We start from the raw sequence: 24,789 nt of genomic DNA on the forward strand, positions 1-24,789 counted from the left end.
TGTCTGCCTGTCATGGCGGAATTGCGGCGCGGTAAACATGCGACGAAGGTGTGGAAATGGCAGGCCGGGCAGGGTGTTTCGCGAGGCCACGATTTTGACATGCTTGGCTTGTGAGAAACCCACGTTTGCGGCTGATTTCCCCTGCGGCCCATACTATCATCCGGCCTGCTCGCCGGGGTTGGGATTCTGGTGTGGGGAGCAGGACGGGAAAGGGCTAGCGTTGCGCGGCAAAACACTCCGCAGGCTGACGATCATCACTCTCGTTGTTCTGGCGGTGCTGGTCATTGCCGGGGCGGGAGTGTTTTGGCGTTTGTCGCAGGGCCCCGTGTCGCTGGCATTCCTGCAGGACCGCATTGAAACCGGCATCAACAAGCAGCTCTCGGGCCTCACCATTTCGCTTGCGGATACGGTGCTGGAACTGGACCAGGAGAGCATGGTGCCCCGGGTCCGCGCCCGGAACCTTGTCCTCACCGATACTGACGGCACCGTGCTGGCCAGCGCGCCGAAAGCCGGCGTCACGCTCGACGGCACGGGCCTTCTCACGGGCAAGGTCGCTGTCACGTCACTTGAACTGATCGGTCCCCGGGTCAATGCCCGCCGCAACCTTGATGGCAGCGTGCGGCTCGGCATCGTCGCCACCGCCGCCGGTGCCGACGAAGTGACCGTGGTCAACGGCAACGACTTCCAGACGGATGGCACCGACGCCCCCGCGCCGAAGTCCTCCGTGGAAGTACAGCCTGAGCCCGCAACGGGTGGCGCGCATATCCTCGATTTGCTGGGCGCGCGCGGCAACGGCGGTGCGCTGGCCAATCTCGAAGATATCAAGATCACCCGCGCCGAAGTGAGTTTTTACGACGAAGGCAACGACGCGACGTGGTTCTCGCCCCGCACCGACATGACCTTCCGCCGCACGCCCTACGGCTTCGTCGTTGTATCCAAGGCGGAAGTGGCCAGCGGCGGCCAGCCGTGGCACGCTGAACTCTCGGCTAGTTTCAAGGCCGAGACCGAGACCTTCGCCATCACGGCAACTGTGGCGGACCTCGTGCCTGCCAACGTCGCCGATGAAGTTTATGCCCTTTCGCAATTCGCCAAGCTGCGCATGCCGTTCTCAGGGCATTTTGAAGTAGAGATGTCCTCGTCCGGCAGGCTCAATCGCGCCGACGGCGAACTTTTCGCCGCAGCAGGTGAAATCAACCTGCCGGATTATTTCGCCAAGCCGATCCTCGTGGATGAGGGCTCGCTTCGGCTGTCCTACAAATACGATGAAGATGTCGTGCGCATTGTCGACTCGTCCATTCTCGTCGGCGGGTCGCGCGCCGAATTGTCTGGCGATCTCATTCCCCGCCGCACGGGCGGCAAGCTGACGGCGATCGGCATCAACCTGCTGGCCCAGAACGTCAGCGTCGATGCCCAGGGCACGATCAAGGACCCGGTGGCGGTGGACAAGATCGAGTTCAAGGGCGAGGCCTCCATGGAGGACCAGCGCGTCGACATCACCGATCTTGTCGTGATGGCGGGAAACACCGGTGTTCGCCTGCGCGGCATCATCATGGGCGGTGACGATTCGCCCGGCATCCAGGTGGCAGGGCGCCTGCGCGATGTGTCTGCCGAATTGCTGAAGAAACTCTGGCCGCCCGTCATGACGCCCCGCACGCGCGCCTGGATCAACGAGAACGTGGTCAATGGAAAGATCACCGAAGGCACCTTCCAGGTGAACTTTCCCGTGAACTCGCTGGCCAAGGCTTTGCGGGAGAGGGTTCTGCCGCCAAACGTTGTTGATGTGTCCTTTACGATGCAGGACGTGACGACACACTACTTCAAGAACCTCCCCGTGATCACGGGCGCGGCCGGCAGCGCGCAACTGAAGGACAGCAACTTCGTCCTCGACATCACCGCGGGCAAGGCGGCGCTCGACACGGGCGAAACCCTGTCGCTCGCGAAGGGGCGCTTCGAGGCCAATGATCTCCTCGCCAAGGAAGTGCCGGGCGAGTTCAAGTTCGATGTGCGCGGCCCGCTCGAAAACATGCTGGCCTTCGCCAAGCATCCCGACCTCAACATCATCACCAAGGATGTGGAAGAAGCCAGGCGCATGAAGGGCGATGGCCGGGCATTGATCGGGCTCTCCCTGCCTCTGATCAAGAACGTGCCGAAAGACCGCGTGAAGGTCACGACCGAGGTGTCCATCTCGGATGCCAGCATGACGGACGCCATGCCGGGCATCGACATCACCGGTGGCGAATTCAAGATTGCCATGAACCCGGAGCAGATCGAGCTTTCCGGTCCGGCAAAGCTGAATGGCATCACCTCCAAGCTGGATTGGCAGAAGCCGCGCGGCAAGGGTTCGCCCGTCATTGCCGTCGAGACGGTTGTGGATGCCAAGATGCGCGAAAAGCTGGGCATGCATGTCGAGGACTACCTGTCCGGCAGCATTCCAGTGAAGATCAAGGTGAAGGGAACACCGGAAACCGGGCGCACCATCGAGGTGGCCGCCGATCTCGACGACGTCTCCATGAAGATCGCCGCCGCGCGCTGGAGCAGGCCGAAGACCAAGGGCACCAACGCCACCTTTATTCTGGCCGATGGCGAAAACGGGGTGCGCACGGTGGAAAACCTGAAGCTCGACGGCCCTGGCCTCCATGTGCGGGGCGACCTTGAGGTGAACAAGGGTGGCGGCCTCCGTGCCGCCCGCCTCTCCGAAATCCGACTTGAGGAGGATGACGTCTTCACGGTGAAACTCGTTCCCGGCGATGAAACCATGAACCTCTCCGTCACCGGACCGAGCTTCGATGCGCGGCCCTACATCAAGAATCTCATCTCTCCGGCAAAGACGGCTGAATCCGCCGCGGCGGCAGCACCCAAGGGCCAGAACTTCATCGTCGATGCGCAATTCGACAATGTCACCGCGCACAGGGGCGAAGTCATCCGCGACGTGAAGGCGACATTCGTCACCCAGCGCGGGACCATCACCTCCGCCAACGTGGACGGCACATTCGCCAACGGACTTCCGCTCAACGTGCGCGTGGTTCCCGTCGATGGCGGGCGCGAACTGCGCGTCACCAGCAATGACGGTGGATCGACACTCCGCGCCACCAATTTCTACTCCAAGATCGCCGGAGGTGCGTTGAGCTTCTATGCACTGATTTCCAATGCGCCGGGTTCACCGATCCGCAACGGTCAGCTCATCCTGAAGAAATTCGAGGTGCGCAACGAAGCCGCACTGGCCGAGCTTGACCGCCGTGGCAGGCCGAAGAAGTCGGGTCCGCGTGCCGATGGCGTGACCTTCAAGAAGCTCAGCCTGCCGTTCTCAACGGACGCGCAATTCGTGCGCATGTGCAATGTGACGCTCGAAGGTGCCGATCTTGGCGGCGTGGCAGAGGGCCTCGTGCGCAAGGCGGATGGCGCAATCGACATCACGGGCACGATGGTTCCGGCGCAGGGCATCAACGGCTTCCTCGATGATGTTCCACTGTTTGGCCAGATCCTGACGGGCGGGAAAGGCGGCGGCATCTTCGGCGTCACCTTTGCCATGGGCGGCACAATCTCGAAGCCGCGCACCCAGGTGAACCCGCTGTCGGTCTTTGCCCCCGGCATCATGCGCGAGATGTTCGCCTACAAGGGCACCTGTGCACCGCGCCGCAGCAACATCAAACCCTCATCAAGGGAAAGCACGAGCAACTGACGCCGGTCAGCCCTGCTTGAGCAGCACGTGCTTCTTCTTGCCGTGCGAGAGCTTGATGGCTCCGTCCTTCGCCATGGCGGCGGTCAGCACCAGCTTGTCGTCTTTCACGATCTCGTCGTTGACGCGGATGCCGCCACCCTGGATCGCGCGGCGCGCTTCACCATTGGAGGCCGCCAGTCCGGCAGCGACTGAGGCCGCGAGAATGCCGACGCCCGCGGAAAGATCGATCGTGACGGTGGGCAGGCCCTCCGCGCTCGCACCTTCCTCGAAGGTCTTGCGCGCGGTTTCGGCAGCATCGTCCGCGGCAGCGGAACCGTGGAGCAGGGTGGTCGCGGCATTGGCGAGCACCTTCTTGGCCTCGTTGATGTCCGAGCCCTGCAGCGACTCCAGCCGCTTGACTTCGTCCAGCGGCAGCGTCGTGAACAGCCTCAGGAAACGGCCCACATCGGCGTCTTCCGTGTTGCGCCAGAACTGCCAGTATTCATAGGGGCTGCGCATGTCGGCGTTGAGCCACACCGCACCCGAAGCAGTCTTGCCCATCTTGGCGCCCGACGACAGCGTGATCAGCGGCGAGGTGAGCGCAAACAGTTGCTGCGTGCCCATGCGCCGGCCAAGGTCGATGCCGTTGACGATGTTGCCCCACTGGTCCGAACCACCCATTTGCAGGTTGCAGCCGTAGCGCTTGCTCAGTTCGGCGAAGTCGTAGGCCTGCAGGATCATGTAGTTGAACTCGATGAACGACAACTCGTGCTCGCGCTCAAGCCGCAGCTTCACCGAGTCCATCGCCAGCATGCGGTTGACGCTGAAGTGCTTGCCCACATCGCGCAGCATCTCGATGTAGTTGAGCTTGGTCAGCCACTCCGCATTGTCCACCATCATGGCATCGGTCTTGCCGCCGCCGAATGAGAGGAACTTGGCGAAGACCTGCTTGATGCCGTCCTTGTTGTTCTCGATATCCGCGAGGCTCAGGAGCTTGCGGCTCTCGTCACGGCCGGACGGATCGCCGACCATCGTCGTGCCACCACCCATCAGCACGATGGGCTTGTTGCCGGTCTGCTGCAGCCAGTGCAGCAGCATGATCTGCACCAGCGAACCCACATGAAGGGAGGGTGCGGTGCAATCGAATCCGATATAGGCTGTCACTTCGCCCTTGGCAGCAAGCGCATCCAGTTCTTTCGCGTCCGAACATTGGTGGATAAAGCCGCGTGACGACAGGATGTTGAGGAAATCGGATGTGTAGGTGCTCATGGTGGCGCGCTCATAACATAGGAAGCGGACGTGTCAAAACCGCCTGAAATTGCCCTTGTCACCGCCCTGGGCCTGATGTCCGGCACATCGCTGGACGGGATCGACGTCGCCCTCGTCAAGACCGACGGCGAGGCCCGTGTGGAACGCGGACAATCGCGCACCTACGCCTACACGGAAGAGCAGCGCCACTTGCTGCGGCGGGCGCTCGCCGCCGCCGCCAGCCTCACGGACCGTATGGACCGCAGCGGGATATTGGGCGAGGCAGAGGCAGCGCTCACCGGCTGGCATGCCGGTGCCGTGCGGGACTTCTGCGAGGACACAGGAACGGCGCTTGAGGAGATCGGCCTCATCGGGTTTCACGGCCAGACGGTGATCCATCGGCCCGAGCGGCGCCTTACCGTGCAATTGGGCGACGGCGCGAAGCTGGCCCGGACGTTGGGCCGGCCCGTGGCTTTCGATTTGCGCGCGGCAGACGTGGCCGCCGGCGGGCAGGGCGCGCCGTTGGTGCCGGCCTATCACGGTGCGCTTGCAGCCGCGTTGCCGGAACGGCCCGTGGCCTTTGTGAATATTGGCGGGGTGGCAAACGTCACCTGGGTCGGCGCGGATGAAAGCCTCGTCGCCTTCGATACCGGCCCCGGCAATGCCCTCATTGATGACTGGATGAAAGCCCACACCGGTGCGTCCCGCGATGAAGGCGGTGCCCTGGCCCGCAGCGGACGGGTGGATGAAGCCACATCGGCACAGTTTCTCGGTGATGCGTTCTTTGAAAGGCCGGGCCCGAAATCACTCGACCGCAACAGCTTCGCCGGAATCTCGCTCAAGGGCCTCAGCCCCGCCGATGGCGCGGCAACATTGGTGGCCGTGACGGCACGCTCCATCGCCGCCGCGCGCGCCCACATGCCATCGCCACCCCGCACCTGGATCATCTGTGGTGGCGGACGGCACAACCGCGCCATCATGCAGGCGCTTGCGGCACTCCTCCCCAACGTGAAGCCAGCGGAAGCCTGCGGCTTCAACGGTGACAGCATGGAAGCCGAAGCCTGGGCCTATCTCGCCGTGCGGGCCAGCCGCGGTCTCGCCCTCACCTGGCCCGGAACAACAGGCGTCCCACGCCCCCTCACGGGCGGGGTGATTGTGCAGGGATAAGCCCCACGAATTTCAACGCCCGGCCATCGATGATCACCAGCGCCAGCCCGATCACCAGGGCGCCCACGACTTCGTGCAGCGTGAGCTTTTCGCCGATCACCGCATAACCCAGCAGGATGGCGGAGACAGGAATGATCATCGTCACCAGCGACACGAACGATGGCCCTGCGCGCGCGATGATGCGGAAGAACAGGAGGTAGGCTACCGAGGTGGAAAGCGCCGCCAACAGGATGAGGGACACCCACGTTCCGCTTGAGGCCGCCCAATAGCCCTGCACGTCGCCGAACAGCCCCACGATCACGGCCATCATCAGCGTGGAGAGCGTCAACTGGCACGTCGCCGTGGTGAGCGGCGGAATGCCCGTGAGCCGCGTCTTCGACCATGGTGCCGACAGGCCGTAGCAGGCCGATGCCAGCACCACCGCGAGAATGCCGAGCGTCTGCGCGCCGAGGTCGCCAAAGCCGCCGCCCTTGAGAATGAGGACACCGGCAAGGCCCAGTCCAAGGGCAATGGCCTTGCGAGCGGTAATGCCTTCAAGCCCTGCCATCGCCATGAAGATGGCGGCGAACATCGGCGTCGTTGCATTGATGACGGAGGCAAGCCCGCCGGTGATGTGGTGCTGCCCCCAGGAAATCGCGGTGAAGGGAATGACGTTGTTCATGACCGACATGCCACCGCAGGCAATCCATGTCTTCAGGTCGGTTGGCAGCTTGCCCAGCACGAGCAGGTGCACCGGAATGAGGATCGCCGCAGCGATGCCAACCCGCGCCAGCACGATGAGCAACGCCGGAAGTTCCTTCACGGCAATGGCGATGAACAGGAACGAACCGCCCCAGATCAGCGACAGGACGAGAAGAAGAATCCAGGATTGTGCGTCGATCTTGGTCTCGCCCATGGCGGTCTCCCTGCATGAAGGCGCAAGGGATAGGCGGGAGACGGCAAGGCCGCCACCCGAAAAGCGCCCGCGCTTGCGGCAGGGCAGTTATGCTTCGCGAGTCAGGCGCCGGTCCAGATAGTCAGCACAGATCTTGGTGAGATCCTCGATCTTGTCCTGAAAGAAGTGGTTGGCACCGGGAATCACCTTGTGCTCGATGGCGATACCCTTCTGCGTCTTCAACTTGGAGACGAGGCTGTGCACGGCTTCCGGAGCCGTCACGGTGTCCTTCTCGCCATTCACGAACAGGCCGGAGGCCGGGCAGGGCGCAAGGAACGAGAAGTCATAGTGCTTGGCCAGCGGGGCCACGGAAATGAAGCCGGAAATTTCCGGCCGGCGCATCAGCAACTGCATGGAAATCCACGCGCCGAAGGAAATGCCGGCGATCCAGCAGATCTTCGCTTCACGGTTGAACGATTGCAGCCAGTCCAGCGCCGATGCCGCGTCAGAGAGTTCGCCAGCACCGTTGTCGAAAAGCCCCTGGCTGCGGCCGACTCCGCGGAAATTGAAGCGCAACACCGAAAAGCCGCGGCTCTGGAACAGCCCGTAGAGGCTGTGGACGATGGGGTTGTTCATCGTGCCACCAAAGGTGGGATGCGGATGCAGCAGGATGGCAATCGGCGCGCCGGTGGCCTTGGCCTGATGGTAACGGCCTTCGATTCGGCCTGCGGGGCCGTTGAAAATCACTTCCGGCATGGAACACCTTGTCTGGTCCGGCAAAAGGACGTCGTCCGGCATCGCCGAAACTTGACTCCCGTAGTCGGAATATTTAAATGCCTTAGAACAATTCCAAGGGAAGGCGGAAAACCGCGTCTCATGACTCTGTTCGCGGTGCGCGCTTTAGCACGGCGGCGGGGGCGAGAGGCAAGTTTTTCGTGACGGCTGAAGGAAAAACCGAATGAAAATGAGCACAAAGGGCCGCTACGCCGTCATGGCCATGATCGACATCGGCCAACATGGTGCCGATTCTGGCGAGACACGGCCCGTTTCCCTGGCGGAAATCGCCGAACGTCAGGACATCAGCCAGGAATACCTGGAACAGCTCTTCGGGAAATTGCGCCGTGCAGGCCTGGTCGTGAGTTCCCGCGGCGCCGCCGGTGGCTATGCGCTGGCGAGGCGACCCGGCGACATCGCCATGGCAGACGTGATCTTGGCCGTGGATGAGCCGCTTCGCGTCACCCGCTGCGACGGCGATGCCGTGGAAGGCTGCGTGAAGGGGGACCGCTGCTGCGCCCACGACCTGTGGTCGTCGCTCGGCCGCCAGATGATGTATTTTCTTGAAAGCGTGACCCTTGAGGATGTGATCGAGAAGCGGAACCTGGCACTCGCCGCTTCCATCAAGCAGGCCAAGGACCGCTCTCCCGCAGTAGGCACTATCCGGTGAGAACCTATCTCGACCATAACGCAACCTCGCCACTGCGCCCTTCGGTGCGAGCCGCGATGTTGGCGGCACTGGATGGGGGCGGCAACGCCTCATCCGTCCACGCCGAAGGCCGCGCGGCGCGCAAGTTGCTGGATGATGCGCGCGAGACCCTGGCCTTTGCCCTCGGTTGCCTGCCCCAGATGATCGTCTTTACGGCCTCGGGCACGGAAGCCAACAACATGGCCTTGCGCGGCGTGGGGGCAGAGCGGATCCTCGTGTCCGCGATCGAACACCCCAGCGTGCTTGCCGCCGCCCGCGCCAGCGGTAAGGCCGTTGATGTGATCCCCGTCGATGGCGAAGGCCGCGTTGATCTCGCAAGGCTGGAGGCCATGCTGCACGGGCCCAATCTGCTTGTCAGCGTGATGCTCGCCAACAATGAGACGGGCGTGATCGAACCCATCGCGGACGTCGTGGCGCTCGCCCGCAAGGCAGGCGCGCTGGTGCATGTCGATGCCGTGCAGGGCTTCGGAAAGCTGCCCGTCAATTTCGGACTCCTCGGTTGTGACCTGATGACGGTCGCCGCGCACAAGGTCGGTGGCCCTGTGGGCGCTGGTGCTTTGGTGGTGCGCGATGGGTTGGTGGTCGAGCCTCTGCTGGTGGGCGGCGGCCAGGAACTGCGCCGCCGGGCCGGAACTGAAAACCTCGCCGCCATTGCTGGTTTTGCTGCCGTGGCGCGCGAAGATCGCATTGATACCAAGGACTTGCAGCATCTATTGGAATCATCACTTGAAGATGTGGTGATGCTCGGACAGGGCGCAACCCGCCTGCCGAACACCACCTGCCTCGCCCTGCGGGGCACCCGCGCCGAAACGCTTCTGATGAACCTGGATTTGGCCGGTGTGGCCGTGTCGTCGGGATCGGCGTGTTCATCCGGAAAGGTCGGGCGCTCTCATGTGCTGGAGGCCATGGGCGTGCCAGGTGAAATCTCATCCGCGGCCATTCGCGTAAGCCTGGGGTGGAACTCCACGGCTGCGGACGTGCAGCACTTCATCACGGTTTGGAAGCAACTCGCCCAGCGCCACAAGGCGCGGCAGGCTGCTTGAGGAAATACAATGGCAGATCTTGAAACAATCGAACTCGTCAAGGACATCGGCGTCGAGAAGTACAAATACGGCTTCGAGACCGACATCGAATCCGAACTCGCGCCCAAGGGCCTGAGCGAAGATACCGTCCGTTTCATTTCGAACAAGAAGAACGAGCCGGCCTGGATGCTGGAATGGCGCCTCGATGCCTACCGTCGCTGGCTGCAGATGGAAGAACCCACCTGGGCCAAGGTGTCCTATCCCAAGATCGACTTCCAGGACATCTACTACTACGCCGCGCCGAAAACCTCGCCCGTGCCCAAGTCGCTGGATGAGGTCGATCCCAAACTTCTTGAAACCTATGCCAAGCTCGGCATTCCGCTGAAGGAGCAGGAAATCCTCGCGGGCGTGCGCAAGCAGGGCGAGAAGAGCGAACTCGATGGTGAGTCCGGCGGTGAATACGCCAGCGGCAAGGTGGCCGTGGACGCGGTATTCGACTCCGTTTCCGTCGTCACCACCTTCAAGGATGAACTCGCCAAGCACGGCGTCATCTTCTGTTCCATGTCGGAAGCGCTGCGCGAGCACGGCGATCTGGTGAAACAGTATCTCGGCTCCGTCGTGCCGCAGGGCGACAACTATTATGCCGCGCTCAATGCGGCGGTGTTCTCGGACGGCTCGTTTGTCTATGTGCCGCCCGGCGTGCGCTGCCCCATGGAGCTTTCCACCTATTTCCGCATGAACGCCAAGAACACCGGCCAGTTCGAGCGCACGCTCATCATCGCGGACAAGGGCTCCTACGTGTCCTACCTCGAAGGCTGCACCGCGCCCACGCGCGATGAAAGCCAGCTTCACGCCGCGGTCGTTGAACTTGTGGCGCTGGATGATGCCGAGATCAAATATTCGACGGTGCAGAACTGGTATCCGGGCGACGCCGAGGGCAAGGGCGGCGTCTACAACTTCGTCACCAAGCGCGGCGATTGCCGTGGAACCCATGCCAAGATTTCGTGGACGCAGGTGGAAACGGGCTCCGCCATCACCTGGAAATATCCGAGCTGCATCCTGCGCGGCGATCATTCCCGCGGCGAGTTCTACTCGATTGCAATTTCGAACGGCCGCCAGCAGGTCGACTCCGGCACCAAGATGATCCACCTCGGCAAGAACACATCGAGCCGCATCATCTCCAAGGGCATTGCCGCAGGCCGCAGCGACAACACCTATCGCGGACTCGTTTCGGCCCATCGCAAGGCTCTCAACGCTCGCAACTTCACCCAGTGTGACTCGCTGCTGATCGGTGACAAATGCGGCGCCCATACCGTGCCCTACATCGAGAGCAAGACCTCCACCGCGCAGTTCGAGCACGAGGCCACGACGTCGAAGATCAGTGACGACCAGATGTTCTATTGCATGTCGCGGGGCCTCTCGCAGGAGGAAGCCGTGGCCCTCATCGTCAACGGCTTCGTGCGCGACGTGTTGCAGCAATTGCCCATGGAATTCATGGCGGAAACCCAGAAGCTCATCGGCATCTCGCTGGAAGGGAGCGTGGGATGACGCTGACCGCTCTCGACATTGCCATGCCCATCGGCCTTGGCATCGTGTTTGGCGCCTTCCGCTTCGCTGCCTACCGGCGTGCATTGCTGGAGGACGCCGCACCCCGCGCCGCCCTGGATGCCCTGAAGGGCATGGCCGGCATCGCCGTCATCACCTTTGCCTACAAATATTTCACGCACACCTGAGACCGGACACCATCATGCTCGAAATCAACAATCTCCACGTCAAGCTCGAAGACGAGCCGCGCGAAATCCTCAAGGGCCTGACGCTGTCGGTGAAGCCAGGCGAAGTGCATGCCATCATGGGTCCGAACGGCTCCGGCAAGTCCACCCTGTCCTACGTTCTTTCGGGTCGCGAAGGCTACGAGGTGACGGAAGGGTCCGTGACCTTCAAGGGTGAGGACCTGCTGGCCATGGAGCCGAATGACCGCGCCGCCAAGGGCGTGTTCCTCGCCTTCCAGTACCCCATCGAAATTCCCGGCGTCGCCACCATGCAGTTCCTGAAGGTGGCGCTCAACGCGCAGCGCAAGGCACGCGGCCAGAAGGAAATGTCCGCGCCTGATTTCATGCGCATGGTCAAGGACCGCGCCGCCAAGCTCAACGTCTCGCAGGAGATGCTCAGGCGGCCCGTCAACGTCGGTTTCTCCGGCGGCGAAAAGAAGCGCGCTGAAATCCTCCAGATGGCCGTGCTGGAACCGTCTCTGTGCGTGCTGGACGAAACAGACTCCGGCCTCGACATCGATGCGCTTCGCGTGGTGGCAGAAGGCGTGAATGCCTTGCGTTCGCCGGACCGCGCCATGATCGTCATCACCCACTACCAACGCCTGCTGGACTATATCGTGCCCGACAAGGTGCACGTGCTTTCGGATGGCCGCATCGTGAAGACGGGCGGCAAGGAGCTGGCGCTGGAACTGGAAGAGAAGGGCTATGCCGGCTTCACGGGGAAGGCGGCATGAACGCCATCGTCCCCAGCACACCGGCGGAAACCGCATTGGGCATGAGCCTGCCCAACCGCCGCAGCGAAGAGTGGAAGTGGACGGATTTGCGCCGCCTCATCTCCGCGCCCTATCGCAGGCAGGCCGTCGCCGCCCGCGATGCTGAGATCGACCGTCTCGTCGCCGCCGCGCCCCTGGCCGCCGTGAAGGCGAAGCGCATCGTGTTCGTCAACGGCACCTTTGACGCCACCCGCTCGCAACTGCCGCAGGGCAGCGTCAGCGCGCCTGTTCCGTTCCCCGACGACGTGATCGTCGCCATGGGATCTCGGTTGCAGGCGCAGGGCGCTGCTCTCACGCTGAACGGCAATGCCGATCTGCCCATCGAGATCCTGCATGTGGCAACCGATGGCCCGCAGCGCGCCATCGGCCTCCGCCACAGCATCACCGTGGCCGACGGTGCCACCGCCACGCTGATCGAGACCTATCTGGGCGAGGGCGACTATCTCTCCAACGCCGTCATCGAAATCGCGGTTGGCAAGGGCGCACGGCTGGACCACATCAAGATCGAACGAGAGTCAGGCAAGTCCACGCATCTCTCCCACGCCATCGTGACACTGGCGGCCGATGCCGTGTTGCGCGGTTTCACCCTCACCTCCGGCGCCGCCTTGAACCGGCAGAACGGCACCTACACCTTCCTCGGCGAGAATGCCGACGCGCGCATCGCAGGGGCCTATCTGCTCAACGGCAGCCAGCATGCGGACTCGCGTCTCGTCGTCGACCATGCCGTTCCGCACTGTACCTCGCGTGAATTGTTCCAGTGCGTGATGGACGACACGGCCCGCGGCATCTTCCAGGGCAAGGTCATCGTGCGCCCGGACGCACAGAAGACCGACGGCAAGCAGTCCTCTCATGCGCTGCTCCTCTCGGAGACGGCGGAATTCGATGCCAAGCCGGAACTGGAAATCTATGCGGATGACGTTGTCTGCGGCCATGGCGCCACCGCCGGAGACATCAACCACGATCATCTCTTTTACCTCAAGTCGCGCGGCATTCCCGAGGCGGAAGCGAAGTCGCTGCTCATCGCCGCATTTGTGGGCGAAGCCTTCGAGACCGTGGAACATGAAGGCGTGCGCGAGGCACTCACCCACTATGCGGAGGGCTGGCTCGCACGCCGCTGATGTTTGACGTTTCGAAAATCCGCTCCGATTTCCCCATCCTCGCCCGCGAGGTCTATGGCAAGCCGCTTGTCTATCTCGACAATGCTGCCTCCGCCCAGAAGCCGCGCGCCGTTATCGCCGCCATGACGAAGAGCATGATGGAGGAGTATGCCAACGTCCACCGCGGCCTCCACTATCTCTCGAACGCAGCGACGCAAGCATTTGAAGATGCACGGGAAAGTGTCCGGCGGTTTTTGAACGCGCCATCCAAGGACCAGATCATCTTCACCCGCAACGCCACGGAGGCCATCAACCTTGTGGCACAAAGCTACGGCGGCCTGGTGATCGGGGAGGGCGATGAAATCGTGCTCTCCATCCTCGAGCATCACTCCAACATCGTTCCCTGGCATTTCCACCGCGAGCGCAAGGGAGCCGTGCTGAAGTGGGCGCCAGTCGATGATGACGGCAATTTCCTGCTGGAGGAGTATGCCAGGCTGCTCGGCCCCCGCACCCGGATGGTGGCCATCACCATGATGTCGAACGCTCTCGGCACGGTGACACCGGTTGACGAAATCATTCGCCTCGCCCACGCGAAGGGCATTCCCGTGCTGGTGGATGCGAGCCAGGGCGCCGTTCACGGGCATGTCGACGTGCAGGCCCTTGATGCCGACTTCCTTGTCTTCACCGGCCACAAGACCTACGGGCCCACCGGCATCGGCGTACTCTATGGCAAGGCCGATCTCTTGAAGAGAATGCCGCCCTATCAGGGGGGCGGCGAGATGATCTCGGAAGTGACAACCGACGGCATCACCTACAACGATCCGCCTCACCGTTTCGAAGCCGGAACGCCGGCGATCGTGGAAGCGATCGGCCTCGGCGCCGCTCTCGACTACATGGCAAGTGTGGGCGTCGAACACATCGCTGCCCACGAAAAGAGTCTGCACGACTATGCCATGGAGCGCCTCTCGGCCATCAACAGCCTGCGCATCTATGGGCGCGCCCGCGACAAAGGCCCGATCATCTCGTTCACCATGAACGGTGCCCACGCCCATGACGTTGCAACCGTGATCGACAGGCAAGGCGTCGCGGTGCGTGCAGGCACTCATTGCACGCAACCTCTGTTGCAGCGTTTTGGTGTGACGGCCACCTGCCGTGCGTCCTTTGCAATGTACAACACCCGCGACGAGGTTGATAAACTCGCCGACGCCCTTATCTCTGCCCAGAGGATATTTGGATGATGGACTCTGCATCGACATCAACGGATGTTTCCGCTCCGGCACCTGCGAATGCGCCAAACCCATCGGCCATTCCGCCGGATGAATTGGCGCGCCTGACCGACGACATCGTCACGGCCCTGAAGACCGTCTACGATCCGGAGATCCCGGTTGATATTTATGAACTGGGATTGATCTACAAGGTCGACATCGATGATGACCGTAACGTCGCCATCGACATGACGCTGACAGCGCCAGGTTGCCCGGTCGCGGGTGACATGCCGGGGTGGGTCGAGAATGCGGTTGGCTCCGTCGCCGGCGTGCAGGCCGTCAAGGCGAAGATTGTCTTTGATCCGCCGTGGGATCATTCGCGCATGAGCGAAGAAGCCCGCATGGCGCTGAACATGTGGTGAGGTTGGATATGGCACAGGCTGCAAGACCGCAGGTGATGAAACTGACCGATGCCGCTGCAATGCGCATCCGCGATCTCATGGCGAAGGGCGAGGGCGTGGGGCTGCGCATCGGCGTGAAGAACGGCGGCTGCGCCGGCATGGAATACACCATGGAATGGGCCCGCGATGCGAAGCCCTTCGATGAAGTGGTGGAAGACCGCGGTGCCCGCGTGCTGATCGACAGCAAGGCACTCATGTTCCTGCTCGGCACCGAAATGGACTACCAGACGGGCGTGCTGAAGTCGGGCTTTGTGTTCAACAATCCCAACCAGACATCAGCTTGTGGCTGCGGAGAGAGCGTACAGCTTCAGCCGGCCAAGGCCGCCGAGTGAGCGCCCTCAGCTCATTCCCGTCGAGAACTTGCGGACGGGCGCTTTTTCGGGTGGCCCGCGGAAAGCCACGCCAACCACGTCGTTGAGCTTCCAGGCGATCTGCACCGGGCGGATTGTATTGTCCGAAATCATCAGCAGGCGGAATTTGTGTGGCAGGGTGTGGACCCCGCCCACCTGGATCTTGGCACCCGTTTCCGAAAGGTCCCGGATGGTGCAGTCGATGGCACGCCAGTCGTCGAATACGATTTTCGCCGACTTGAGCACACGCATCCGCCGTGCCACCCGCTGCTCATCATGGCTTGATGCGGGTGGAGGGACAGCCGGAATGCTGGTGTGCGCCTCAGTCATGACGCGTAACCTTAACGCTCAATCGTTAAGGTCTGCGGAATCAATCCGTCCGGCGTTTTGCCGGACAGATTAAGGTCAGGCGCGTGTCGTCCGGGTCAGGAATGCCGGCATGTTGCCTTGATCAAAACCCCGGAAATCCGGGCCATCATCGCCCTTTTCACGGCGATTTTCGCGGCGCTGCTGCGGCTGCTCAGCCTGCTGCGGACGGGGATGCTGGGTTGAACGGGGCTCTTGGCGTGCGCGCGCAGGACGTTCCGCCTTTACGGGCTGTTCATCCTGTTTTGCATTTGTGCTCTCGGCAGCGACTTCCGCCGGTGCTTCGCTGCGGCGCGGACGGCGCTCGCTACGGTCATGGCCTTCGCCACGCCGGCCACGCGAACCGCGCCCGCGCGAGCGGTTTTCCTCGGGCGCTGCATCGCTGTCGCTGCTTCCGGCGGACACGCCGATATCGAACCACTCGATGGTCTTCTTGATCAGGTCTTCGATGGCCTTGAAGTGCTTGGTGTCATGGCTGGTGACCAGCATGTAGGCGTGGCCTTCGCGGCCAGCCCGGCCGGTACGGCCGATGCGGTGCACGTAGTCTTCCGAGTGGATGGGCACATCGAAGTTGAACACGTGGCTCACTTCGGGAATGTCGAGGCCGCGCGCCGCCACGTCGGAGGCAATGAGGAATGTGACTTCCTGGGCGCGGAAAGCGGCAAGCGTGCGCAGGCGCGACGTCTGGTCCATGTCGCCATGAAGCGCCGACGCGTTGAAGCCATGCCGCCGCAGCGACTTCTCCAGCAACGCCACGGTGGTCTTGCGGTTGGCGAAGACGATGGCGTTCTTGATGTCGCCCTGCGAGCGGATGAGCGTGCGCAGTGCATCGCGCTTGTCCTTCGGATCGGACGGGCACTTCACCGCAAACTGCGAAATGGTGGAGGCGGTGGACGACACGGCGGCCGTTTCCACTTGCACCGGGTTGTGCAGGAACTGCGCGGTCAAACGTTGGATTTCCGGCGGCATGGTGGCCGAGAAGAACAGCGTCTGGCGGGTGAAGGGCAGGAGCTTGCAGATGCGCTCGATGTCCGGAATGAAGCCCATGTCGAGCATGCGGTCAGCTTCGTCGATCACCAGCAGTTCGACGCCCGTGAGCAGCAGCTTGCCGCGCTCGAAATGGTCGAGCAAACGGCCAGGGGTGGCAATCACCACGTCGGCACCGCGGTCGATCTTGGCAGCCTGCGGTTCGAAGGCCACGCCGCCAATCAAGGTGGCGACCGAAAGGCTGTGCATCCGTCCCAGCGACTCGAAGGCTTCCTGAACCTGCATCGCCAATTCGCGCGTGGGCTCAAGGATGAGCGTGCGTGGCATGCGGGCGCGGGCGCGGCCCTTTTCGAGGAGTGTCAGCATGGGCAGCACGAAGGCCGCCGTCTTGCCGGAGCCCGTCTGGGCGAGGCCCAACACGTCGCGGCGGGCAAGGGCGTGGGGAATGGCTTCCGCCTGAATGGCGGTCGGCGTCGTATAACCGGCCGCCGCAACGGCTTCGATCACTTTAGGGCTCAGTCCGAGCGTGGAAAAACTCATGTTCTGTGAAAATACCTGGGCGAGGGAAAGAATAAAACAGGGCGGGGCGGCTCGCCGGACCAAAGCGCCTGACTTTGGGCCGCAAATAGGGATTTCGCGCGCAAAAGTCAAACAGCCTGCTGTCACACCCCCTCGGTGGCCGCCTTGGGCCGAGGCCCGGGGCGGCCTCGCGCGGCGATAGGTCTGGAGAATTGCCATGAAAGTTGATTTGCCATCCCGGCGGAGAAGGCTATTTTCAAACCATAGCGAGAGAGGTCTCAGAAAATGACACCCCCTGAACACGTCAGTGAACGCTAGAATCAGAACAACACAGCGCCATGCCGCAATTGCGGTGTCGCGCAGTTTGGATTTCATTCGATCATCCCAATGTGACCAGACGGTCATCCAGAAGCCCCGCGCGGCACGCCACCCCGGGGCTTCATCATGTTTGGCATTCACAACTTGATTTCGGGACCTTGACGCGCAACCTAGCGCAATGACGCGCGTTCTACTGTGTTGGGAACTTGGCAGCGGGCAGGGCCACATTCGCCGCCTCAGCCTGCTGGCCCGTGAATTCCGGGCCCGGGGACTCGATGTCCAGGCGGCCATCTCCGAAGACCTTCCCATCCCGGAAGAGATTGAGAAATCGCTGCCGATCCACCGTGTCGCCCAATGGCCGCGCGTTGCCTCTCACCGCACAAAGGTAATCGCAGCCGCAAGTTTTGGCGACATTCTGGCTGAGTTGGTGTTCACGGATGCAGATGGGATCGCCTCTCACATCAACGCGTGGGATGTTGTGTTGAAAGCCGTCAAACCCTCCGTCGTGGTGGCTGACTATGCACCGGGTGCCTTGCTGGCAGCGCGCGGACGCGTGGCAAGCGTCAACATCGGCGACAGCTATTATGTTCCACCCGCCGACCTGCCTGAATTTCCCGCCTTCTTCCGGAAAGCCGCCGAGCACGACGAGCGCGCCGTGCAGGCAAAGGTCAATGCAGTCTTGCACCAGAGAGAATTGCCGGCCCTGAAATACTTGCCGCAAGTCCAGTCTGCCGATCTTACCTTTGTCACGAATTTTCCCGCGCTGGACGTCTATGCGAGCTGCCGGAAAATTCCGGCCATTGGCCCCCTTGGCCCCATGCCTGAAATCGCAGAGGCGCAAGGGGAAACACTCTTCGGCTATTTCCCGCCCTGCACGGAAGACAACCCGAGGATCATCAACGGACTTCTGGCCAGTGGCCTCAAGGGCAGGATTGTCATTTCGAAGATGCGGCACATGCCGGCGGGAGCGCTGCTGGGATCTCCCGTCGCGTTCTCCCGCGTGCCCGTGAATCTGGTCGAAACCCTGCCGCGCGCGCGCGTCATGGTGAGTCACGGCGGCGCGCAAACGCTTGCCGCAGCCGTCGCCGCGGGCATTCCCCAGGTCATCATTGCCGCTGACGATGAGAAGCGCTTGTTGGGCGCGCGTATTGCAGAGGCAGGCGCAGGGATTGTTCTCTACGCGCGGCAACTCCAATCCGCCGATGTTGCAAGCGCGTTGCGAAACGTGGCGGAGCAGCCACGCTATCGCAAAGCCGCTCTCGAACTGGCGAGGCAGTGTCAGGACATCCTGCGGAGCAGACCGCTGGATCAGATCACAGAAGCTGTTTGCGCGCTGTCGAGGACGGCCTGATCAGAACGTGTGGCTGACGGCGACCCTGAACGTATCGAAGCGGGTGTCCATACTGATGGCCGGCGCAACCGAGAAGGGCTCCGACTTGCCCAACTCTGTGTGCAGATACTCGCCCCGCACATGCCACTCGTCGCTCACGGCATATTCGATGCCGATGCCGCCCTGGAAGCCGACGTCATTGTCATCAACCACATTGGGTGACGAGTCATACTTCACGTGCATCGGCACCATGGCGATACCCGCCGTGCCGTAGAGCAGCACATTGTCGAGCGCGAGGCCTGCCCGTGCCCGGGCAGCGAGATTGACCCCACCCATGTCCACTTTCCAGTTGTCGGGCTGTGCCGTGTCATTGAGGCTGCCAAAACCGGCGTCCAGCTCAAGACCAACGACGAGCGTGTTGAACTGGCGGTCCGCTCCCAGCATGACGCCGCCGGAGAAACCGTCGACATTGAACACATAGCTGTTGCCTGGGGTCCATTTGGAGTCCACAGCCGAGTAGTCAGCATAGACACCAGCGTAGAATTGGTCCCACATGGCGTCCTGCGCCTGCGAGATTGGGGCAAAGACGAGCAGGGCTGACGTGGCAGCCGTCGCCAGCAAAGCGAAGCGAGTCATGGAATCGGATCCTTAGAGCCCCACCCACGTGTACCGTGAAAGATCGGTTGTTGCAACCTGTGAATGCGGGGGTTGGCCGGCTTCCCGTTTGCTTAATGACGTGGGGTGAAAATCATCGCAGCGCGCTTTTCAAATCGCCACGGCCCCGGCTATTGTCTCGCCATGACCGCCATTGTCGCCCTGCCAGTCCTGGAAACGCCAACGCTCCTGTTGCGCGAAATCCGGACGCGTGACGTGGCCCAACTGGCCGCTTTCATGACGCAGCCGCGCTACCAGCGCCACATTGCCCACCGCCTCCGGGATGACGCTGCCGTGGCCGATTTCGTGCGCCGCCAGGTGGCCGTGCAGGGAGATCGCCGCCGTCAGATCTTCCACCTCGCCGCCGAGGAGAAACTGAGCGGCGATGTCGTGGGCGAAGGTTTCATCATCACCCACGGCGGTGGCGATTACGAAGTGGGCTGGGGCGTACACCCCGCCATGTGGTCCATGGGGCTGGGAACGGAAATCGGCCGCGCGCTGCTTGCCATCGCCTTCGAGCACCTCAAGGCCAAGTCCGTCTGGTGCAAGATCATGGTGCCGAATGGAGCATCGCTCACGGTTGCGCGCCGCATCGGCATGGGTGAGCAGGGCACGCAGGCCGATTATCCGGTGGGGCAGGGCCGTTTCGAACGTGTCGCCATCTATCGCATCGGCAACGATACCTATTTCGACCTGCCTTATTGATTCCCGCTGAACGCCTAGGGAACGCCGCATTCCCGGTTGAAGAGACGGGCATGTCGAAACGTTCGGAGACAGTCATGGCCATGCGTTTGGCGTTTGCTGCTCTGGGGTTGTCACTCGTGGCAAGCGGCGCAGCCTGGGCCACCCCCAAGGATTATTGTGAAGCCTATGCCCGCGATTTTGCCGATCGCGGACCGAAGGACGAGAAACTGTGGAATGTGCACCGCGACAACGCCATGGCGGATTGTCTGTTGCAGTTCCAGCCTGCCAATGCAGCGCCCGACGAGCAGGCACCGCCGCCGCCTAAAATTGTGAAGAAGGTGGCCAAGGCCCCGGCTCCGCAGAAGGTGAAGCGGAAGGTTGCACCCGCGCCGGAGCAGGATATGGCCGAACCGCTGCCCGACCCCGCCGTGATTGTGGCCCCCGATATCGAACCGCCGCCATCCTCCAAGGGTGCAAAGCAGCCAGCACAGGTGGCGCGGTCGAAGACATTGCTCGCCAAGCTGTTCTCGAAAAAGGACCCCGATGTTCCGGACGCCGCACCCGTGGGCAAGGCCGGAAAGCCGGCGCCCGGCACCTCTGCCTGGCTTGATTATTGCGACCGGAAATACGCCTCGTTCAATCGCGAGACTGGCACCTACAAATCCTACAAGGGCATCGAGCGCAAATGCCTCGTGACCGACTGAGACTGGCTTCCGCACACTGAAACCTCTATGCGGGCTCGCATGGCGGCAGATGGCAGAGACGTGCGCGTGGTCGGTTCGGGTCCGGCGGGGCTGATGGCGGCGGAGGTTCTCGCCGCTGGTGGTGCGCGGGTCGAGATCATTGACCATCACCGCATGCCGGCCCGCAAATTTCTCCTCGCGGGCCGTGGGGGCCTCAACCTCACCCATGCCGAACCACTGGAACAATTGTTGCAACGCTACGGAGAAGCCCGGCCGCTGCTGGAGCCTTGCATTCGCGCCTTTCCGCCGGACGCCCTGCGCCGCTGGTGCGCCGAGCTTGGCATCGAGACGTTCGTCGGTTCATCGGGGCGTGTCTTCCCGGATGGGCTGAAGGCCTCGCCCATGTTGCGCGCCTGGTTGCGGCGCCTGCAGTCCTTGGGCGTGAAGCGCACCTCACCCTCTGCGTGGGCGGGCTTTGACGATGTCCTCACAGTGCTCGCCATGGGCGGCGCCAGTTGGCCGGAACTCGGTTCCAATGCCGCATGGGTTTCGAAGTTTCAGGACGCGGGGATTGCCGTCACGCCACTCGTCGCCTCCAACAGCAGGCAGAAGATCGCGTGGAGCGATCACATGCTGCGATTTGCCGGCACGCCACTGAAGAACGTCGCTGTCACGGCGGGCGGCCACACGGTGCGGGGCGAGATCATGCTGATGAAGGACGGGATCGAGGGTGGCGCCATCTACGCGCTGTCGCCCCATCTGCGAATTGCCGGCGCGACGTTGACCATCGACCTGAAGCCCGACCTCTCGGCGCAGCAGGTGGCAGAACGGCTGGCCCGCCCGCGTGGCAAGGATTCGCGCAGCACATTCCTGCGCAAGGCACTGAACCTTCCACCTGCCGCCATTGCCCTGATGCGGGAGGCGGGAAGCGACACACCCAAGGCAGTTGCACTCACTACGCACGGTCCCGTCGAACTCCGGCGCGCCATCTCTTCCGCTGGCGGTGTGGCGCGCGACGAGATCGACGGTCATTTCCGGCTTCTGAAGAAGCCGAACACCTGGGTGGTTGGCGAAATGCTGGATTGGGATGCGCCCACAGGTGGCTACCTGTTGCAGGCGTGTCTTGCGACCGCGCGCTTTGCGGCGGCGGACTGCCTCAACCATCTCAACCTGTCTGCCAGATGAACGTTGGCTTCGGCGTGGGTTCAGCCACAGGTCGCTAGAACAGTCTCCATCAACCGGAGCAAGAGGCTCCAAGGGGAAACGGAGAACGCCATGAAGACCATCGTCAAGTCACTCGCCGCCGCCACGCTCGCCATCAGCGTGATCCTGCCCGGGACTCTCACCACCGAAGCCAGCGCCATGTCGGCCCACAAGTATTGCCAGAAGGTTGCCACCAAGTACGCCAACAAGAAGACCGACAAGAAGGTCTTCACGCACATGGTCGCTGGTGGCGTGATGGGTGGCCTGTTGGGCAATGCGCTGGGCGGCAAGAAGACGACCGTGGGCTTCGCCGCAGGCGGCGCGGCACTCGGCATGATGGACGGCGCCAGCAACTGGGATGCCTACTACGAGAACGCCTACGAATCCTGCATGGACGACATGGAAGACTAGACATCCACCGCGATTGCACCGAAGGCCGGACAATGCGTCCGGCCTTTTGTATTTCAGCCCTTGGCCGTCTTGCGGTTGCGCAGGATGTGTTCGTGCTCCGCGTCGTACAGCGCCGAGTCCTTGAAGGTCCGGTGGCCCAGAACGTGGCCCACCAGCACGAGCGCCGTGCGCGTCAACTTCTCCGCCCGTACCTTCTTCGCGATGTCGCCCAGTGTGCCGTGGATGAACTGCTGGTCCGGCCAGCCCACGCGGAAGGCCACCACCACCGGGCATTCCTCGCCATAGTGCGGAATGAGCGAACGCTGGATGTGCGGCAGGTTGCGCACGGAGAGGTGGATTGCAAGCGTTGCCTTCGAGGCGCCCAGCTTTTCCAGTTCCTCGCCCGGCGGCATCGCCGAGGATTGCATGGACGTGCGCGTGAGAATCACCGTCTGCGCCACCTCCGGCAAGGTGAACTCGGTCTTGAGCGCCGCGGCGGCGGCCGCGAAGGCGGGCACGCCCGGCGTCACGTCGTAGTCGATGCCCAACGCATCGAGCCGCCGCATCTGTTCGGCAATTGCGCCATAAAGCGAGGGGTCACCGGAATGAACCCGCGCGACATCTTGGCCCGCTTCATGGGCAGCCTTGATGTGGCCGATGATCTCGTCGAGATGCATGGGCGCGGTGTCCCGCACCACGGCACCGGCGGGCGCCGCCTTCACGATCTCTTCCGGCACAAGCGAACCCGCATAGAGGCAGACAGGGCAGGATTGGATCAGCTTCAGCCCCCGCACCGTGATGAGATCGGGTGCGCCCGGTCCGGCGCCGATGAAATGAACGGTCATAGCGGTTCCATTTTCTTCGCGTATCCACGCGGCGTGTAGGCATAGGTCTGGCCGTCGCCCCGCACGATGGCCTTCGATTGCGAGGAGCCGACCATCACCAGCGTGAGCATGTCGACGTCTTCGGCGCGGAATTGATCGAAGCGGATGATCCGCACCTTTTCTTCGGGGCGGCCAAGGTTGGAGGCCAGCACCACTGGCGTGTCTGGCCGACGGTGCGGGCGCAGCATGTCGAAGGCCTTGACGATCTGGTCCGTGCGCTTGAGTGAGCGCGGATTGTAGAAGGAAATCACGAAGTCGCCCTCCGCCGCCGAAGTCACGCGCTGCACGATGGTTTCCCACGGCGTCAGCAGGTCCGAGAGCGAGATGCAGCAAAAGTCATGGCCGATGAGCGCGCCTGCGCGGGCGCTGCCCAGCTGGAAGGCCGAGACGCCGGGATGCACCTCGACGGCGATGCGGCAGGGTTCGCGGTCGATCAGCTCGTAGACGAGTGCCGCCATGGCGAAAATGGCCGGATCCCCAGAGCACACCAGCGCCACGCGCTTGCCCTGCCTGGCGAGGTCGATGGCATGGCGGCAGCGCTTCTCTTCGTCGCCAAGCGGAAAGTCGTGGCGCGTCTGGCCGTTGCGCAGATGTTCGATAAGGTCAAGGTAGAGCGAATAGCCCACCCATTCCGTTGCCGACCACAATTCGTGATCGACCTGCGGCGTCATCAGCGCGCTGTCACCGGGACCGATGCCGACAATCGCCACGGAACCGCGTTGCCGCCCCTGCGGGTCGGTCAGATCGTCGTGCGAGGCTGCCTGCGCAATGGCGATGGTGGCCCGCTTGCTCTTCACCTTGGAGACGATGAGCTTCCCCTTCGGACCAGCAAGCGCGAGTGCTGCGGCCTCAGCCACACCGGGCACGCCCACTTCCTGCTCCACCACAGCCGATGGCGTGACAAGGCGTGGCGCTTCCGCTTTCAGCTGCTCTGCCGTGAAGAAATAGACATTCTCGAACTGGTTGATGGCAGGCTCGTCTTCCTTGAGATCAATGGAGCCGTATTGATGAATGGACTGCGGCGCGATGTTGTGCTGCGCCAGTGTATCATCGAGAAGTTTCTTGACCTCCGCCGGGTCCGTGCCGCGTTCGCAGCCGATCCCCACCGTCAGCACAAAGGGATGATAAACGAGGTGCCGCGGCCCGCCCGCCGTGCGGTGAATGGTGACGTCCTGCCGGATGTCTTCTCCCCGCAGGCGCGCGGCGGCGGCGGCCTTGTGGTCATCCGTGTTGGCGAGCACCGCACCGGAGGGCGCATCAAGGGCCTCGCCGAACACCACGTCGCTGGCCGTCGTGACAGCCGCATGGCCGCCGGTTGCTGCTGCAATCCTGCGCGCCAGGTCATTTGCACCGGAATGACCGCCGGTGAGCGGAACAACGCTGGAGCCATCTTCCGCCACCGCAACGACAGGAGCTTCGCGGGACTTGTCCTTGAGGCGCGGGGCAACAGCGCGGATCAGGATTCCGGCGGCACATACGCCCACCACGGCCTTCGCGAAAATGAAGGCGCGCGCCATGGCCTGCGTCGCCTTCGCGAAATGAACATCCGCGCCTTCAAGCCCTTCCGGCCCGTGAATGAGGCCACCCACGCTGTCCTTGATCTTGCGGGCCGTGGGCATGGCGGATGGCCCCAACACAAAAATGGCAATCTGGCGTTTTGCCAT

General features: G+C 62.7%; 24 protein-coding genes. 16 read left to right on the forward strand and 8 right to left on the reverse strand.

The window, feature by feature from the left end; all coding sequences use genetic code 11:
* Nucleotides 1-220: 220 nt before the first annotated feature.
* Nucleotides 221-3,679 carry a hypothetical protein gene (locus IPM06_13415; GenBank protein ID MBK8771423.1) on the forward strand — a complete coding sequence of 1,153 codons (3,459 nt, stop codon included), beginning with the start codon at nt 221-223 and terminating at the stop codon, nt 3,677-3,679.
* Between the two features lie 6 nt (nt 3,680-3,685).
* On the opposite strand, the gene IPM06_13420 is transcribed toward IPM06_13415, so the two are convergent.
* Entirely contained in the window at nt 3,686-4,927 is a 1,242-nt protein-coding gene (locus IPM06_13420; GenBank protein MBK8771424.1) for a tyrosine--tRNA ligase, read from the reverse strand.
* 48 nt (nt 4,928-4,975) lie between these two features.
* Here IPM06_13420 and IPM06_13425 point away from each other — a divergent pair, with 48 nt between their 5' ends.
* Nucleotides 4,976-6,073, forward strand: coding sequence for an anhydro-N-acetylmuramic acid kinase (locus IPM06_13425; protein ID MBK8771425.1), 1,098 nt, complete (start codon nt 4,976-4,978; stop codon nt 6,071-6,073).
* Here the strand turns inward: IPM06_13425 and IPM06_13430 are convergent.
* Entirely contained in the window at nt 6,045-6,968 is a 924-nt protein-coding gene (locus IPM06_13430) for a DMT family transporter (GenBank protein MBK8771426.1), read from the reverse strand. The genes IPM06_13425 and IPM06_13430 overlap by 29 nt on opposite strands.
* Nucleotides 6,969-7,055: 87 nt before the next feature.
* Nucleotides 7,056-7,745 carry an alpha/beta hydrolase gene (locus tag IPM06_13435; GenBank protein MBK8771427.1) on the reverse strand — a complete coding sequence of 230 codons (690 nt, stop codon included), beginning with the start codon at nt 7,743-7,745 and terminating at the stop codon, nt 7,056-7,058.
* 160 nt (nt 7,746-7,905) lie between these two features.
* On the opposite strand from IPM06_13435, the gene IPM06_13440 reads away from it, so the two are divergent.
* The 9 genes from IPM06_13440 to IPM06_13480 are packed head-to-tail and all read left to right on the forward strand — an operon-like array spanning nt 7,906 to nt 15,089.
* On the forward strand, nt 7,906-8,391 hold the full coding sequence (locus IPM06_13440) for an Rrf2 family transcriptional regulator (GenBank protein MBK8771428.1): 486 nt from the start codon (nt 7,906-7,908) through the stop codon (nt 8,389-8,391).
* Entirely contained in the window at nt 8,388-9,473 is a 1,086-nt protein-coding gene (locus tag IPM06_13445) for a cysteine desulfurase (GenBank protein MBK8771429.1), read from the forward strand. The genes IPM06_13440 and IPM06_13445 overlap by 4 nt, the downstream gene beginning before the upstream one ends.
* Nucleotides 9,474-9,482: 9 nt before the next feature.
* A complete protein-coding gene (gene sufB, locus IPM06_13450) occupies nt 9,483-11,000 on the forward strand; it encodes a Fe-S cluster assembly protein SufB (protein MBK8771430.1) in 1,518 nt (505 codons plus the stop codon).
* Nucleotides 10,997-11,185: a hypothetical protein gene (locus IPM06_13455; protein ID MBK8771431.1), complete on the forward strand. Its 189-nt coding sequence runs from the start codon at nt 10,997-10,999 to the stop codon at nt 11,183-11,185. The genes sufB and IPM06_13455 overlap by 4 nt, the downstream gene beginning before the upstream one ends.
* Before the next feature lie 14 nt (nt 11,186-11,199).
* On the forward strand, nt 11,200-11,955 hold the full coding sequence (gene sufC, locus IPM06_13460; GenBank protein ID MBK8771432.1) for a Fe-S cluster assembly ATPase SufC: 756 nt from the start codon (nt 11,200-11,202) through the stop codon (nt 11,953-11,955).
* Nucleotides 11,952-13,112 (forward strand): Fe-S cluster assembly protein SufD, encoded by a 1,161-nt coding sequence (gene sufD, locus IPM06_13465; GenBank protein MBK8771433.1) that lies wholly within the window; start codon nt 11,952-11,954, stop codon nt 13,110-13,112. The genes sufC and sufD overlap by 4 nt, the downstream gene beginning before the upstream one ends.
* The gene (locus IPM06_13470) at nt 13,112-14,329 is read left to right on the forward strand and encodes a cysteine desulfurase (protein ID MBK8771434.1); all 1,218 of its coding nucleotides are present in this window, start codon (nt 13,112-13,114) and stop codon (nt 14,327-14,329) included. The genes sufD and IPM06_13470 overlap by 1 nt, the downstream gene beginning before the upstream one ends.
* Nucleotides 14,326-14,718, forward strand: a complete 393-nt coding sequence (locus IPM06_13475; protein ID MBK8771435.1) for an SUF system Fe-S cluster assembly protein — start codon at nt 14,326-14,328, stop codon at nt 14,716-14,718. The genes IPM06_13470 and IPM06_13475 overlap by 4 nt, the downstream gene beginning before the upstream one ends.
* 8 nt (nt 14,719-14,726) lie before the next feature.
* Complete coding sequence (locus tag IPM06_13480; GenBank protein ID MBK8771436.1) at nt 14,727-15,089, forward strand: iron-sulfur cluster assembly accessory protein; 363 nt, start codon at nt 14,727-14,729, stop codon at nt 15,087-15,089.
* A 6-nt stretch (nt 15,090-15,095) separates the two neighbouring features.
* On the opposite strand, the gene IPM06_13485 is transcribed toward IPM06_13480, so the two are convergent.
* Entirely contained in the window at nt 15,096-15,437 is a 342-nt protein-coding gene (locus IPM06_13485; GenBank protein MBK8771437.1) for a PilZ domain-containing protein, read from the reverse strand.
* A gap of 75 nt (nt 15,438-15,512) precedes the next feature.
* A complete protein-coding gene (locus IPM06_13490; GenBank protein MBK8771438.1) occupies nt 15,513-17,000 on the reverse strand; it encodes a DEAD/DEAH box helicase in 1,488 nt (495 codons plus the stop codon).
* Between the two features lie 475 nt (nt 17,001-17,475).
* Between IPM06_13490 and IPM06_13495 the strand changes: the two genes are divergently transcribed.
* Nucleotides 17,476-18,648 carry a hypothetical protein gene (locus IPM06_13495; protein MBK8771439.1) on the forward strand — a complete coding sequence of 391 codons (1,173 nt, stop codon included), beginning with the start codon at nt 17,476-17,478 and terminating at the stop codon, nt 18,646-18,648.
* Here IPM06_13495 and IPM06_13500 read toward each other — a convergent pair whose 3' ends face one another.
* Nucleotides 18,649-19,263: a porin family protein gene (locus IPM06_13500; protein MBK8771440.1), complete on the reverse strand. Its 615-nt coding sequence runs from the start codon at nt 19,261-19,263 to the stop codon at nt 18,649-18,651.
* A gap of 105 nt (nt 19,264-19,368) precedes the next feature.
* On the opposite strand from IPM06_13500, the gene IPM06_13505 reads away from it, so the two are divergent.
* The 4 genes from IPM06_13505 (at nt 19,369) to IPM06_13520 (ending at nt 22,262) form a co-directional block, all read left to right on the forward strand.
* Nucleotides 19,369-19,986: a GNAT family N-acetyltransferase gene (locus tag IPM06_13505; protein ID MBK8771441.1), complete on the forward strand. Its 618-nt coding sequence runs from the start codon at nt 19,369-19,371 to the stop codon at nt 19,984-19,986.
* 50 nt (nt 19,987-20,036) lie between these two features.
* The gene (locus IPM06_13510; GenBank protein ID MBK8771442.1) at nt 20,037-20,669 is read left to right on the forward strand and encodes a BA14K family protein; all 633 of its coding nucleotides are present in this window, start codon (nt 20,037-20,039) and stop codon (nt 20,667-20,669) included.
* Between the two features lie 39 nt (nt 20,670-20,708).
* Entirely contained in the window at nt 20,709-21,833 is a 1,125-nt protein-coding gene (locus IPM06_13515) for a TIGR03862 family flavoprotein (GenBank protein ID MBK8771443.1), read from the forward strand.
* A gap of 90 nt (nt 21,834-21,923) precedes the next feature.
* Nucleotides 21,924-22,262, forward strand: a complete 339-nt coding sequence (locus IPM06_13520) for a hypothetical protein (protein MBK8771444.1) — start codon at nt 21,924-21,926, stop codon at nt 22,260-22,262.
* A gap of 53 nt (nt 22,263-22,315) precedes the next feature.
* Here IPM06_13520 and cobM read toward each other — a convergent pair whose 3' ends face one another.
* Together cobM and cobJ are read right to left on the reverse strand one after the other, a co-directional pair.
* On the reverse strand, nt 22,316-23,086 hold the full coding sequence (cobM, locus tag IPM06_13525) for a precorrin-4 C(11)-methyltransferase (GenBank protein MBK8771445.1): 771 nt from the start codon (nt 23,084-23,086) through the stop codon (nt 22,316-22,318).
* Complete coding sequence (cobJ, locus tag IPM06_13530) at nt 23,083-24,789, reverse strand: precorrin-3B C(17)-methyltransferase (protein ID MBK8771446.1); 1,707 nt, start codon at nt 24,787-24,789, stop codon at nt 23,083-23,085. Before cobJ ends, cobM begins: the two co-directional genes overlap by 4 nt.

The organism is Hyphomicrobiales bacterium (assembly GCA_016710435.1).
Classification (GTDB): Bacteria; Pseudomonadota; Alphaproteobacteria; order Rhizobiales; family Aestuariivirgaceae; genus Aestuariivirga.

What these genes read in the sequence shown, in the direction of transcription:
- IPM06_13420 (MBK8771424.1), bottom strand. Translation starts at nt 4,927, where the DNA reads ATGAGCACCTACACATCCGATTTCCTCAACATCCTGTCGTCACGCGGC.
- IPM06_13430 (MBK8771426.1), bottom strand. Translation starts at nt 6,968, where the DNA reads ATGGGCGAGACCAAGATCGACGCACAATCCTGGATTCTTCTTCTCGTC.
- IPM06_13435 (MBK8771427.1), bottom strand. Translation starts at nt 7,745, where the DNA reads ATGCCGGACGACGTCCTTTTGCCGGACCAGACAAGGTGTTCCATGCCG.
- IPM06_13440 (MBK8771428.1), top strand. Translation starts at nt 7,906, where the DNA reads ATGAAAATGAGCACAAAGGGCCGCTACGCCGTCATGGCCATGATCGAC.
- sufB (MBK8771430.1), top strand. Translation starts at nt 9,483, where the DNA reads ATGGCAGATCTTGAAACAATCGAACTCGTCAAGGACATCGGCGTCGAG.
- IPM06_13455 (MBK8771431.1), top strand. Translation starts at nt 10,997, where the DNA reads ATGACGCTGACCGCTCTCGACATTGCCATGCCCATCGGCCTTGGCATC.
- sufC (MBK8771432.1), top strand. Translation starts at nt 11,200, where the DNA reads ATGCTCGAAATCAACAATCTCCACGTCAAGCTCGAAGACGAGCCGCGC.
- sufD (MBK8771433.1), top strand. Translation starts at nt 11,952, where the DNA reads ATGAACGCCATCGTCCCCAGCACACCGGCGGAAACCGCATTGGGCATG.
- IPM06_13470 (MBK8771434.1), top strand. Translation starts at nt 13,112, where the DNA reads ATGTTTGACGTTTCGAAAATCCGCTCCGATTTCCCCATCCTCGCCCGC.
- IPM06_13475 (MBK8771435.1), top strand. Translation starts at nt 14,326, where the DNA reads ATGATGGACTCTGCATCGACATCAACGGATGTTTCCGCTCCGGCACCT.
- IPM06_13480 (MBK8771436.1), top strand. Translation starts at nt 14,727, where the DNA reads ATGGCACAGGCTGCAAGACCGCAGGTGATGAAACTGACCGATGCCGCT.
- IPM06_13485 (MBK8771437.1), bottom strand. Translation starts at nt 15,437, where the DNA reads ATGACTGAGGCGCACACCAGCATTCCGGCTGTCCCTCCACCCGCATCA.
- IPM06_13490 (MBK8771438.1), bottom strand. Translation starts at nt 17,000, where the DNA reads ATGAGTTTTTCCACGCTCGGACTGAGCCCTAAAGTGATCGAAGCCGTT.
- IPM06_13495 (MBK8771439.1), top strand. Translation starts at nt 17,476, where the DNA reads ATGACGCGCGTTCTACTGTGTTGGGAACTTGGCAGCGGGCAGGGCCAC.
- IPM06_13500 (MBK8771440.1), bottom strand. Translation starts at nt 19,263, where the DNA reads ATGACTCGCTTCGCTTTGCTGGCGACGGCTGCCACGTCAGCCCTGCTC.
- IPM06_13510 (MBK8771442.1), top strand. Translation starts at nt 20,037, where the DNA reads ATGTCGAAACGTTCGGAGACAGTCATGGCCATGCGTTTGGCGTTTGCT.
- IPM06_13515 (MBK8771443.1), top strand. Translation starts at nt 20,709, where the DNA reads ATGGCGGCAGATGGCAGAGACGTGCGCGTGGTCGGTTCGGGTCCGGCG.
- IPM06_13520 (MBK8771444.1), top strand. Translation starts at nt 21,924, where the DNA reads ATGAAGACCATCGTCAAGTCACTCGCCGCCGCCACGCTCGCCATCAGC.
- cobM (MBK8771445.1), bottom strand. Translation starts at nt 23,086, where the DNA reads ATGACCGTTCATTTCATCGGCGCCGGACCGGGCGCACCCGATCTCATC.
- cobJ (MBK8771446.1), bottom strand. Translation starts at nt 24,789, where the DNA reads ATGGCAAAACGCCAGATTGCCATTTTTGTGTTGGGGCCATCCGCCATG.